At 62.1% G+C, this 8153-nt stretch carries 9 protein-coding genes and 1 pseudogene; 7 read left to right on the top strand and 3 right to left on the bottom strand.

Translation table 11 applies throughout. The features are described from left to right. Positions 1 to 182 (top strand): hypothetical protein (locus J0J10_RS00840; protein ID WP_291644468.1); only part of this gene is annotated, 182 nt, incomplete at its 5' end. Positions 183 to 753: 571 nt separating this feature from the next. Further along, the gene (locus J0J10_RS00835; protein ID WP_291644467.1) at positions 754 to 1542 is read left to right on the top strand and encodes a DUF6538 domain-containing protein; all 789 of its coding nucleotides are present in this window, start codon (positions 754 to 756) and stop codon (positions 1540 to 1542) included. Positions 1543 to 1682: 140 nt separating this feature from the next. Here J0J10_RS00835 and J0J10_RS26985 read toward each other — a convergent pair whose 3' ends face one another. Then, positions 1683 to 2009 carry a c-type cytochrome gene (locus tag J0J10_RS26985; RefSeq protein ID WP_366824613.1) on the bottom strand — a complete coding sequence of 109 codons (327 nt, stop codon included), beginning with the start codon at positions 2007 to 2009 and terminating at the stop codon, positions 1683 to 1685. A gap of 387 nt (positions 2010 to 2396) precedes the next feature. Here J0J10_RS26985 and J0J10_RS00830 point away from each other — a divergent pair, with 387 nt between their 5' ends. The 3 genes from J0J10_RS00830 to J0J10_RS00820 all read left to right on the top strand — a co-directional run bounded on the left by J0J10_RS00830 (position 2397) and on the right by J0J10_RS00820 (position 4343). Next, positions 2397 to 2927 carry an Hsp20/alpha crystallin family protein gene (locus J0J10_RS00830; protein WP_291644465.1) on the top strand — a complete coding sequence of 177 codons (531 nt, stop codon included), beginning with the start codon at positions 2397 to 2399 and terminating at the stop codon, positions 2925 to 2927. 104 nt (positions 2928 to 3031) lie between these two features. Next, entirely contained in the window at positions 3032 to 3481 is a 450-nt protein-coding gene (locus tag J0J10_RS00825; RefSeq protein WP_291644462.1) for a hypothetical protein, read from the top strand. A gap of 25 nt (positions 3482 to 3506) precedes the next feature. After that, positions 3507 to 4343, top strand: a complete 837-nt coding sequence (locus J0J10_RS00820; RefSeq protein ID WP_291644460.1) for a universal stress protein — start codon at positions 3507 to 3509, stop codon at positions 4341 to 4343. Between the two features lie 236 nt (positions 4344 to 4579). Here J0J10_RS00820 and J0J10_RS00815 read toward each other — a convergent pair whose 3' ends face one another. Then, the gene (locus J0J10_RS00815) at positions 4580 to 5065 is read right to left on the bottom strand and encodes an NUDIX hydrolase (RefSeq protein WP_291644458.1); all 486 of its coding nucleotides are present in this window, start codon (positions 5063 to 5065) and stop codon (positions 4580 to 4582) included. Between the two features lie 116 nt (positions 5066 to 5181). Between J0J10_RS00815 and J0J10_RS00810 the strand changes: the two genes are divergently transcribed. After that, complete coding sequence (locus tag J0J10_RS00810; RefSeq protein WP_291644456.1) at positions 5182 to 5583, top strand: hypothetical protein; 402 nt, start codon at positions 5182 to 5184, stop codon at positions 5581 to 5583. A 224-nt stretch (positions 5584 to 5807) separates the two neighbouring features. Here J0J10_RS00810 and J0J10_RS00805 read toward each other — a convergent pair whose 3' ends face one another. Continuing rightward, positions 5808 to 7604 carry a PHA/PHB synthase family protein gene (locus tag J0J10_RS00805; RefSeq protein WP_291644454.1) on the bottom strand — a complete coding sequence of 599 codons (1797 nt, stop codon included), beginning with the start codon at positions 7602 to 7604 and terminating at the stop codon, positions 5808 to 5810. A gap of 120 nt (positions 7605 to 7724) precedes the next feature. Here J0J10_RS00805 and J0J10_RS00800 point away from each other — a divergent pair. Beyond that, positions 7725 to 8009: pseudogene (locus J0J10_RS00800) on the top strand (alcohol dehydrogenase catalytic domain-containing protein); the annotation flags it as partial. Positions 8010 to 8153: the final 144 nt, after the last annotated feature.

The raw sequence follows: 8153 nt of genomic DNA, 5'->3' as shown, positions 1-8153 counted from the left end.
CGTCAGGGCTCTTCTCCAGCAGCCCGCGCAGGTTCATCATCTCGTCGGTCATCGGGGATCTCTCGGGTCAGGGTTTGCGTTCGCAACCCAAACCTAACCGGCAATCGCCGATGACCACCCGCAGCTACACCACCCTATGGGACACGACCATTGTCCTTAGCATATTGCGCGATGGCCTTTGACCTGAGACTCCTTTTTCCTCCGGCCTGAGGGAGAGTCTTGAGTTTCATTTCTGGCCACAGGCGGCCTGTTTTTCCAGCGCGGATTTGAGGGCGAGCTCGGCAGGCGTGACGTTGTCGAAGGCCGAGTAGGGTCGGTGCCAACGTCGACTTTAGGTAGCGGCCTTTGGCTTCTTCTTTTTTGCTTCGCCTGTTTCAAATGCCCGGATTTAGGGAAGGCACAGGCGATCATGGTCATAAGCGCGTGCCGGTGCAGCAAAGATGACCGCCGGACGCTGGCGTCACCACGCGTCAGTTCTTCACGGGAGAACTGTAAGCGGCGCTGGAACCAGCGCTGATTTGTCTAGTTTTGAGATGCCGTCGCTCTATGATAAATGACCTTTGCGGTTCACACTTCTCTTTCACACAGCAACCCAAACGGAATCCGAAAAAGCCTTTATAATTCAGTACTTAGGCAGCTCCGCTGGAGGTTCGAGTCCTCTCCTGGGCACCACTCTTTTTCCACAGCAGGAGAAAGAGCTAAGCATTGATAACGAGTTGGGTGGTATCCGCTTTGACACCGCGGATTGACACCATGGCTCTTTCAATGCCCCGACCCTTTGCTACCAAACAGGGTTCTTTCTATCTCAATGTGAAGGTGCCACTGGCCCTTCGCCCGCTCGCCAAGGGGCAGCGGGTCAGCCTGCCCGCGGGCGACCAGCATCACTCCGTCCTCGTCGGTGACAAGGTCGTCTTCTCGCTCAGGACAAAAGACCCCAAAGTCGCCAAGGAGCGCTTTCCCCTCGCGCTGAATGCCCTCAACGCCTTCTTCGAGTCGCTGGGCCGCCCGCCCCAGTCCCTCGGCCGGGCCGACGTGCGGGCGCTGGCCGGCGAGATCTACAAGCAAGCCGTCAGCGACATCGATCACGATGACGCCGTTGCCGACGAGGTCGAGGCCTATCGCGACGCCATTGCCGAAGCGACCCAGCACTACCTCAGCGAGGGCGCGAGCGAGAAAATCGCCGAACTCGAGGCCGCCATCGAGATGCCGGGCGAACGTGCCCTGCTGGCCTGGGGCCTGAAACACGGCGACCCGCAGATATCGCGCGAGGAGCTGCTGGAGCGCTATTTTGGCCCGATGGTCGATGAGGTGGTGGCGAAGTACCAGATGCGGGTCGATGCAGGCACGCGTCACAAGCTCCTGCTTGCCGCCGAGCAGCTTGGCCAGGACTTTATCGAAACCGCCGAGCGTCACCTGAAGCAGTTCGACTTCAGCGATCCGGTCGGTGAAAAGCGGCGGGCGAGCCGCAGCCATCCACCCTCATCGTGCGCCGGCTCGGGGGGGGGGCCAGTGGTATGTGTGCGGCTCACCCGACTATCTTGAAAGGTACGGCGAGCCCGCCGGCATCGAGAGTAGCATGTCGTCGGCTTTGGTCTCTCCTGTCGCGGCCATCATGCCGCCTTCAGGCAGAAACTCCACTTATCCGGACTGTCCAGTTTTCCCGAGCCAGCCCTCTACGGCGACTATCGCTCCTTCAAACTCAGAATATAGGCGATGAGATTTGCCGTTTCATCTGGCGTCAAGATCAGATTCGGCATTGTGGAGTGAGGTGTCTGAAGGAATGCATACAGCGCCATTGCTGTCATACCATTCGTACTCGCTATCGCGTCAAAGCGCGGCGCGTGCGGATCGGGCGATGCCGGCTGCCTGTGCTCCACCGCGTGGCAGGCTGCGCAAACCTCCCTCGCGAAAGCCAGCCCCCGTATCGGGTCACCCAACTGCTGTGCGCTCAGACATGCCGGCACAAAGCAGAAGACAGCGCCTGCGACGAAGCTCCGGAGATGCCCCATGATCGAGCCCTCGGTGTAGCTTCACTTTATCGGATCACACAGGGGATGGCCAGCCATTGACGCCGCTCCGAGCCCCCCGCGCAAGCGGGCTTCGAGCGCCGAATTCTAAGCGGTGCGCTCCGGGCAGACGGCGTGTCTGCCGCAGGAACGTCGAGAGACGGACATGGGGTGACTGGAACCGTTCGCCGATGTCGGAAGCGCCCCGCCTGACAGGTTGAAATCCGCCTCCGGCGCGCGGCATTATTTTGATTTTTCGCAAAGCAGGCCGCGCCGACGCATGCTCAAACTGCAACGCGGCTCATCGAGCATGAGCCGGGCTTCTATCGAGCTGCGCTGACGCGACGATCCGCACATGTGCGGCTCACCATCGTCTCACGGGAGGCCAACATGGCAGAAGCAGCGACCAGACTTCCGACCAAGAGTGAAGCGCGTACGCCTTCGACCTCTCCGACCGAACCGGTCGGCTTCGATCGTTTCTGGAGCGAGATGGAACGGTTCTTCGACAATTTCGGCACCGGCTCCGGCCGGCATCCGTTCGCAAGGCCGACCTTCGACCTGTCCCTGCCCCGCCTCGAACGCTGGGGAAGCGTGCCTGCTGTCGACGTCTCGAAGACGGGCAAGGCCTACGACATCACAGCGGAGCTTCCGGGCATCGCGCCGGCTGACGTGCAGGTCAAACTGTCGGATGGCGTGCTTACGATCAGCGGGGAGAAGAAGAGCGAGAAGGAGCGCAAGGATGAAGACGCTTATGTCTCCGAGCGTCGCTACGGCTCCTTCACCCGCTCCTTCCGCCTGCCCGACGACATCGTCGCCGACAAGATCGAAGCCAGCTTTGCCAACGGCATTCTGAACATCACGGTACCGCGGCAAGCGAAGGCTCAGCCGAAGGAAGAGATCATTCCCGTCAAGGCGGCCTGACTTTACCGGCAAAAGGCAGCCTGCGCCTGTCGCGCGATAGTTCCGGGCGCCGGCCACCATGTCGGGCGATTAGAGCATCTCTCGGGTCAATTGGGAGAAGGCCTATGATGTACACTGTGACGCTGCACCTTGCACGAACACCTGCATATCCGGACGGCAACCCCGGCTGCGGTTACGAGGTTCGTGCGCCACTGGACTCGGGGCTTCACCTCGACCCGAAAGCCTGGCAGCGATATCGGGGCAGGTGCCGCGTCAGACGTTTTTGGACGGGCGACCCCGATCGCTATGGCTGGCTGGTGCACAGGGCCGGCGGATCGGGTGGTGCGACCTGGTGCATCGACTACGACGATGCCGCCAGCATCACCGAAGAGCCCGGCTACCGGCTCGACGGGCATCGCTTCGCAGCAGGTGACTATATCTCGATCAGAAATGCCGAGGACGGAGTTCTGCTGCCCTTCCGGGTCGCCGCGCTGAAGCCGATACCGGCCCGCTCCCGAACGAGGCAGCGGGTGCACCGCTTGGCTTCGATATCTCATCAGCACGGCCAGGCGTGATAGCGCATTCAGAAGGTCGATTGCGATGACTTCAGGTTCGAGCAGTCGCAACTTCGCCAGCATCATGGTTTGTGTAGGATTGTCGAGCGCGGCCGAGAATCGTGCGGCGCTGGCAGCCTCGCTCGCCTCCCGGTTCGGGAGCCGGCTAATCGGCATAGCTGCCGAGCAAGTGGCAATCCCCCATCTCGAAGACGGCTCGGTCGCAGTGCGTTCGATCCTAGTCGAGAATGCGCGAAACGCCGCTCTGGACGATCTCGGGCAGGCAGAGACGAATTTCAGACGTGGCGCCGGCCAACTGCCGGATATTGAATGGCGCAGCGGTATCGAGGCACCGACTTCCTTCATCTTGAGCCATGCGCGCGCGGCGGACCTCATCGTCGTCGCGCGATCGGCTTCAGGTTCCGTCCGCCGGCTCATGACGATCGACCCCGGCGACGCCGTCTTGCGATTGGGCCGCCCGGTGCTCGTCGTACCGCAAGACAGCCGGGAGATTCTGGCCCGATCGATTATCGTAGCCTGGAAGGATACACGGGAAGCACGACGTGCCGTGCTCGATGCCCTGCCATTTCTCCAACGCGCCGAGACTGTGACCGTTCTTTCCGTTGGAGAGGAGGCAAGCGCCCAAGGCACAGAAGATGTCTGCGAGCATCTCGCAGGCCATGGCGTCGCCAGCCGGCCGCTGGTCCGCAAATCGCCCCCTGGTTCCTGCTCCGATGCCATTGTGGATGTTGCGCTGGAGGAAGGAAGCGACCTGATCGTGTCAGGCGCTTACGGGCACAACCGCATGCGAGAAAGAATCTTCGGAGGCGTCACGGCAGCTCTTCTCTCCGGTTCGCCCGTTCCCTGCATAATGTCGCATTAAGTCGCACCCGATACTTCGGACGAAAATCTATGATTCCACATCGGCCGCCTAAATAATCACATCAAAAATGACATAAAACGCTAAATTTCCCACCCCAAACAGCTATTGCCATGAGCGACTTGTCGCTCCGTGGAAACCTTCTGAATGAGTTGGAGTTCGAGCCATCGCAAAGGAGATCGAGCTGCACTTGCCTTTTTCGGGACCGCCGCTGAGCGTCGCTTGATCGACCAAGGTAATCAAGGCGCCGTCGAAGGATGCTTGTCGATCAGCTCCTCCTCGAGAAGCTCAAGAAGTTCGCATTGCGTTTCCAGAATACGAAGCCGTGCGTCGGCGAGCGTGAACCATCCGGCCCGGTCGATTTCGGGAAACTGCCACCGACGTCCACTGCCACGCGGCCATTCGATCTCGACCTCGCTGCTGCAACGCATGGTTTCCGTGTCGAAATCGCCCTCAAGCGCAAAGGCCTCGACGACTTTCCCCGCCCGTTGCCGAACTCGCCCGAGCGGGATCAGGACGCCTTCGGGCATGGTTCCCAGTTCTTCCAAGAACTCCCGCCGCGCGGTGTCCTCGGCAGCCTCGCCCGGCTGCGGCTCGCCCTTTGGAATGGACCAGGCGCCGAACTCCTTGTGCTGCCAGAACGGGCCGCCGGGATGAACGAGGAGAACCTCGCCCCTCCCGCCCGTGAGCCGATACATCAGGATGCCGACACTGCTCGAGGTCACTGAAATATCGCCTCCGCTGCCCGAATTTGCGGTTTGTCAAGGACCGCACCTGGCCCTGGGTGGAAACTCCCCACCGTCGCACGCTTCAGGCGGCTGAGACAATTCAGGAGGTTGCCATGCCGACGACGAAGCCTGTCTCGAATTCTTTCGTTGAGGACCAGGTTGGAGCGACCGCCATGGTCGACGAAGGGATGCAAATCGTCAAAGCGCAGCTCGCTTCCGCGACCGTGCTGCCGCAGAAGATCTGGGAGACCCAACTGGCGATGGTTTCGGAAGTTCTGGCCTTTATGGGACGGCGAATGCAGGCGCAGGCCGAATTGTACGCGCAGCTCGCTCGTTGCAAGGAGATCGCCCAGGCCGTCGATGTCCAGCAGGATTTCGCCAAGTGCGTCGGTGGAGCCTATGCCGACGAGGCCGAGAGACTGTCGACGCTCGCCCGGAAGAACATGGATGCCTGGACCGAGATCGGCTCCCAGTATCCGTCGAGCTGGACCGGAGATCAAAAAGCCGCAGCCTAGACGTCCGCTCGAAAGCCTGACCCAGCCGGCTTTCGCCCTCGGCCCGGCCGGCCTAGACCGCCGGGTGCCGCAACTGCGACGCAGCGATTACGAGCAGGAGCCGATGTTACCGGCGCTGCCGCAGAGCAACCCGATATCCGCAGCCTGGACGATGCGGACCAGGAAGGCTCTTTGGCCTATAGCCCCCGTCGCAGGGCGGTTCGTGAGAGGCTCCTGACCACGGCTCACCTCTGCAGCACATAGGTTCCGGGCGCATCGCAGAGTGCCTCGGAGCCTTTTGCGGCATCGCCGACGCTGGGAGGCGCGACCTGCTCGGACGACGACTGGCTGTGGAGCCATGCGGCCCAGGCGGTCCACCACGAGCCCTCGCGCGTCCGAGCGGCGTCGAGCCATTCGTCCGGGCCGAGGCAGGTATCGCCATGTTTCTTCAGCTTAATCCGATAATGACGCCCGGAATGGCCTGGCTCGCTGACGATGCCCGCATTGTGGCCGCCACTGGTCAGCACGAAAGTCAGATCGGCATCGATCAGCAAGTGCAGCTTGTGGACGGACCGCCAGGGGGCGACATGGTCGCGCTCGGTCGCGACGGCGAAGCTCGGCGTGCGGATGTTCTGGAGCGCGGCGGGCCGGCCTCCCACCATGAAACGGCCACTCGCCAGATCGTTGTCGAGATAGAGGCAGCGCAGATATTCGGCCTGCATGCGGTAAGGCATCCGGGTGGAATCGGCATTCCAGGCCATGAGATCGAACATCGGCGCGCGCGCGCCCATCAGGTAGTCGCGAACCAGTCGCGACCAGATCAGATCATTCGAGCGCAGAAGCTGAAAGGCCGCGGCCATTTGGTCGGCCGAAAGATAGCCGCGGTTCCACATCATGCTGTCGAGCATGCGCAGCTCGCTCGCATCGATGAACAGCGCGAGCTCGCCCGGCTCGCTGAAATCGGTCTGGGCCGCCAGAAAGGTCAGCGAGGCCAGTAGATCCTCGCCGTCGCGCGCCATCGCCGCTGCGGCGATGGCCAGAAGCGTGCCGCCCAGGCAGTATCCGGCGGCATGGACCCGACGCCCCGGCAAGATCGCCGCGATGCAATCCAGAGCAGCAATCACGCCGCTACGGCGGTAATCCTCGATGGCGAGGTCGCGATCATCGGCGTCGGGATTTCGCCAGGAGATGCAGAAGACCGTGTACCCCTCGCCGACGAGGTAGCGCACCAGCGAATTCTCCGGCGACAGATCGAGGATGTAGTATTTCATGATCCACGCCGGCACGATCAGGATCGGCTCGGCGTGGACGGTCGGCGTCGACGGCGCGTACTGGATCAGCTCGATCAGGTGGTTGCGGAAGACGACCTTGCCCGGGGTCACCGCCACGTTCCGCCCGGGGACGAAATGCTCGGCGCCAACGGGGGGTCTTCCGGCAAGCAGCCTTTGCGAATCCTCGGCCCAGTTCTTCCAGCCCTCGATGAAATTGGCGCCTCCGGTCTCGCGGGCGCGCTCGATCACCTCCGGATTGGTGAGCGGGTTGTTCGACGGAGAGAAGACATCGAGAATCTGGCGGGCGACGAAGGAAACGACCTCCTCGTGATGGCGTTCAACGCCCGGCACCTCGTGCGTGACATTGTGCCACCATTGCTGATTGAGCAGGAAGGCCTGCGCCATGAAGTTGAAAGGCTGGGTGCGCCATTCCGAAGCGGCAAAGCGACGATCGCCGGGCAGCGGCCTGATACAGGGATCGTCATCCGGCTGGGCGAGACAGGACAGGGCATGCCCTCCCAGACGGGCGGCCTTGCGCACGGCCTTATTGGCGAGTTCAAGTTGCTTGCCGGGGGCGGCCGCCAAATGGATGGCCCAGTCGAGATAGGCCAGCGTCAAGGCCGTCGGCGAAAATCCGCCGGTGAACTTCGCAGTCGCGGCTTCGCGCATGCGATCAATCGCTGAGAACGCCTCTTCGCCGAGCGTCTCTTCCCTAGCGATTTGCTGGCGCTGGAGCTTACGGGCCAAGCCGGTCGGTGGCGAGGAATGCATGACCTCTCCCTTCTAGACTTCCGCCAGCATGCGCTCCGAAAGCCACGCGCTCCTTGAGCTTGGTCAAAGCCGATACGGTCTCGCGCCGCTAGGTTTGATCGCGCAGAGCGGGAAACCCCCATGAAGGCGATGGTTCTGAACGCTGCCGGCCGCCCGCTCGTCGAAGAGTCGCGCCCCGATCCCCTGCCCGGCGCCGGAACACTGCGGATCAAGGTCGAGGCTTGTGCGATCTGCCGCACCGATCTTCATGTCGTCGACGGTGAACTGCCCGGTCTGCATTGCCCGCGCATTCCGGGCCATGAAGTCGTCGGCCGGGTCGATCTGGTCGGAACGGGCGTCGCCTCCGAACTGATCGGTCGGCGCGTCGGCCTCGGCTGGCTGGCGCATACATGCGGGTATTGTGATCCACTCCCGTTGAATTGGTCCACCCTGAAGTATGATGATGTGGAACGGCTCCGCTTTGCGGCATCGCTGATCCGGATTTGTGTTCCGGAGTGATGGTCATCGCGGAGGGGATTTTCCATGTCGCAGATTCAAGTTGTTGGCCTC

The sequence above is a fragment of the Allobosea sp. genome (genome assembly GCF_017308075.1).
Taxonomy (GTDB): domain Bacteria; phylum Pseudomonadota; class Alphaproteobacteria; order Rhizobiales; family Beijerinckiaceae; genus Allobosea.
The sequence above is the reverse complement of the archived record's forward strand: the minus strand, read 5'-3'. Positions and strand labels throughout refer to the sequence as shown.

Excerpts from the sequence above, each read along its gene's own strand:
- J0J10_RS00825 (WP_291644462.1), top strand. The coding sequence starts at position 3,032 with ATGATGTACACTGTGACGCTGCACCTTGCACGAACACCTGCATATCCG.
- J0J10_RS00830 (WP_291644465.1), top strand. The coding sequence starts at position 2,397 with ATGGCAGAAGCAGCGACCAGACTTCCGACCAAGAGTGAAGCGCGTACG.
- J0J10_RS00820 (WP_291644460.1), top strand. The coding sequence starts at position 3,507 with ATGACTTCAGGTTCGAGCAGTCGCAACTTCGCCAGCATCATGGTTTGT.
- J0J10_RS00835 (WP_291644467.1), top strand. The coding sequence starts at position 754 with ATGGCTCTTTCAATGCCCCGACCCTTTGCTACCAAACAGGGTTCTTTC.
- J0J10_RS00810 (WP_291644456.1), top strand. The coding sequence starts at position 5,182 with ATGCCGACGACGAAGCCTGTCTCGAATTCTTTCGTTGAGGACCAGGTT.
- J0J10_RS26985 (WP_366824613.1), bottom strand. The coding sequence starts at position 2,009 with ATGGGGCATCTCCGGAGCTTCGTCGCAGGCGCTGTCTTCTGCTTTGTG.
- J0J10_RS00805 (WP_291644454.1), bottom strand. The coding sequence starts at position 7,604 with ATGCATTCCTCGCCACCGACCGGCTTGGCCCGTAAGCTCCAGCGCCAG.